Origin of the sequence: Burkholderia puraquae (genome assembly GCF_002099195.1) — a bacterium.
Lineage (GTDB): Bacteria > Pseudomonadota > Gammaproteobacteria > Burkholderiales > Burkholderiaceae > Burkholderia > Burkholderia puraquae.
In genome coordinates, this window is sequence record NZ_NBYX01000058.1 from 1 (window position 1) to 2,075 (window position 2,075).

Annotated in this window: 4 protein-coding genes; 1 reads left to right on the forward strand and 3 read right to left on the reverse strand. The window is 67.3% G+C overall.

All coding sequences use genetic code 11. From position 1 onward, the window contains the following. Both B7G54_RS37710 and B7G54_RS37715 read right to left on the reverse strand, forming a co-directional pair. On the reverse strand, positions 1 to 323 hold a 323-nt coding region (locus B7G54_RS37710), incomplete at its 3' end, for an amidohydrolase family protein (protein WP_165765663.1). Positions 324 to 341: 18 nt separating this feature from the next. Next, positions 342 to 509, reverse strand: a complete 168-nt coding sequence (locus B7G54_RS37715; RefSeq protein ID WP_085043683.1) for a DUF1427 family protein — start codon at positions 507 to 509, stop codon at positions 342 to 344. A gap of 107 nt (positions 510 to 616) precedes the next feature. On the opposite strand from B7G54_RS37715, the gene B7G54_RS37720 reads away from it, so the two are divergent. Beyond that, positions 617 to 1,540 carry a LysR family transcriptional regulator gene (locus B7G54_RS37720; protein ID WP_085043684.1) on the forward strand — a complete coding sequence of 308 codons (924 nt, stop codon included), beginning with the start codon at positions 617 to 619 and terminating at the stop codon, positions 1,538 to 1,540. 76 nt (positions 1,541 to 1,616) lie between these two features. On the opposite strand, the gene B7G54_RS37725 is transcribed toward B7G54_RS37720, so the two are convergent. After that, positions 1,617 to 2,075 (reverse strand): isochorismatase family protein (locus tag B7G54_RS37725; protein WP_133059276.1); only part of this gene is annotated, 459 nt, incomplete at its 5' end.

Sequence of the window (2,075 nt, forward strand, 5' to 3'; positions counted from 1 at the left end):
GTGATCGCGACCTGCTGCTTGAGCATCTCCATCGCGACCGCGAGCGAGCGCACGCCATCCCAGCGCAGCTCCATGTTGTAGTTCAGGCCGCCGCGAATCACGTGGCAGTGGTTGTCGGTCAGGCCCGGCAGCACGGTGCGGCCGTCGAGGTCGATCACCTTCGTCGCGCGGCCCGCGAGCGGCATCACGTCCGCTTCGCTGCCGACCGCGATGAAGCGGCCGTCCTTGATCGCCACGGCCGTCGCGACGGGGTTCGCACGATCGAGCGTCGTGATGCGCGCGTTGTGCAGGATGAGATCGGGTTGAGTAGCGGTTGCGCTCATGAAGTGTCCTCGATACGGTCAGAAGCCGAGCCAGTGACGGACCGGTGCGATGGCCTGGGCGCCGATCAGCATGCCGGCCAGGCCGACCAGCGCGATCAGCGGCGGTACCGGCGAGCGCACCTTGATCACGCTGTACACGACGCCGATCAGCATGCCGGCGCCCAATGAAAGTAGATAAGATTCCATAACGATTTTTCTCCCGGCCGGATTAGAATCATCTGCATCGCTCGCCTGCCGTCGCGGTGCGCTGCATCCGTTTCGCTTGTTTCGCTTCCCAGCCATTCATCCCGACCATGCAACACCTTCCTGATCTCGAAGCCTGGGCCATCTTTGCGCGCGTCGCGGAGACCGGTTCGTTCGCGAAAGCCGCCGACCTGCTCGGCGTATCGCAGCCGACCGTGTCGAAGGCCATCGCGCGCCTCGAAAAGCGCCTCGGCGCGATGCTGCTGTACCGCACGTCGCGCAAGCTGTCGCTCACGCCGACCGGCGAACTGCTGCGCGACCGCGCGATCCGCCTGCTCGCCGATGCGGAGCTGCTCGAGAGCGAAGCGTCCGCGCAAGCGCTCGAACCGCACGGCCTCGTGCGCGTGAACGCGCCGATGTCGTTCGGGCTGCGCCATCTGTCGCCGCTGCTGCCCGCGTTTCTCGAACGCTATCCGCGCGTCGACATCGACCTCGTGCTCACCGATCACATCGTCGACATCGTGTCCGGCGGCTTCGACGTCGCGATCCGCATCGCCGAGCTCAGCGATTCGTCGCTGCGCTCGCGCCGGCTCTGCGCGGTGCGCCGGCCGCTCGTCGCGTCGCCCCTGTATTTCGACCGGCATGGCCGGCCCACGCATCCGCGCGACCTCGAACAGCACGTGTGCCTCACCTACACGAACCTGCCGACACCCGAGTACTGGCGCTTTCGCAGTCCGGCATCGGGCGAGGAAGTCGGCATCTCGGTGCATGGGCGCATCCGCACCAACAACGCCGACGTGATTGCTCCCGCGCTCATCGCCGGTCACGGCCTCGCGCTGCAGCCCGAGTTCCTGGTGTGGGACGCGCTGCAGCGCGGCGAACTCGAGGAAGCGATGCACGACTGGAAGATCGCCGACATCAACGTCAACCTCGTCACGCCGCCCGGCATGCTGCGCGCCGCACGCGTGACGGTCCTGCTCGATTTCCTCGCCGAACACTTCGCGCGCGCGCCGTGGGCGCTGCCCGTGGCCTGAGCGCGGCGACCGGCGAGCCCTTCGGCCGGCGCATGCATCGCGCACGCCGGCCGCGCCGAGCCCGGCCGGCTGCCCGTTACTTCGCCGGGACGGCCGCGATCGACTCGTGCGGCGTTGCGGTGCGTTGCGGTGCCTTGTGGACCATCGTGTACGCGTAGTCGACGCCCATCCCGTACGCGCCCGAATGCTCCTTCGCGATCGCAATCACCGCGTCGTACGAATCGCGGCGTGCCCAGTCGCGCTGCCATTCGAGCAGAACCTGCTGCCACGTGACGGGCACCACGCCCGCCTGCACCATCCGCTGCATCGCGAAATCGTGCGCGGCTTGCGACGTGCCGCCCGATGCGTCGGCGACCATGTAGATCTCGTAGTCGCCTTCGAGCATCGCGCACAGTGCGAACGTGGTATTGCAGACTTCCGTCCACAGGCCCGATACGACCACCTTCTTGCGGCCGTTCGCGGCGAGCGCGTCGCGCACCTTCTGGTCGTCCCACGAGTTCATCGACGTGCGTTCGAGCGTCTTCTGGTTCGGGAA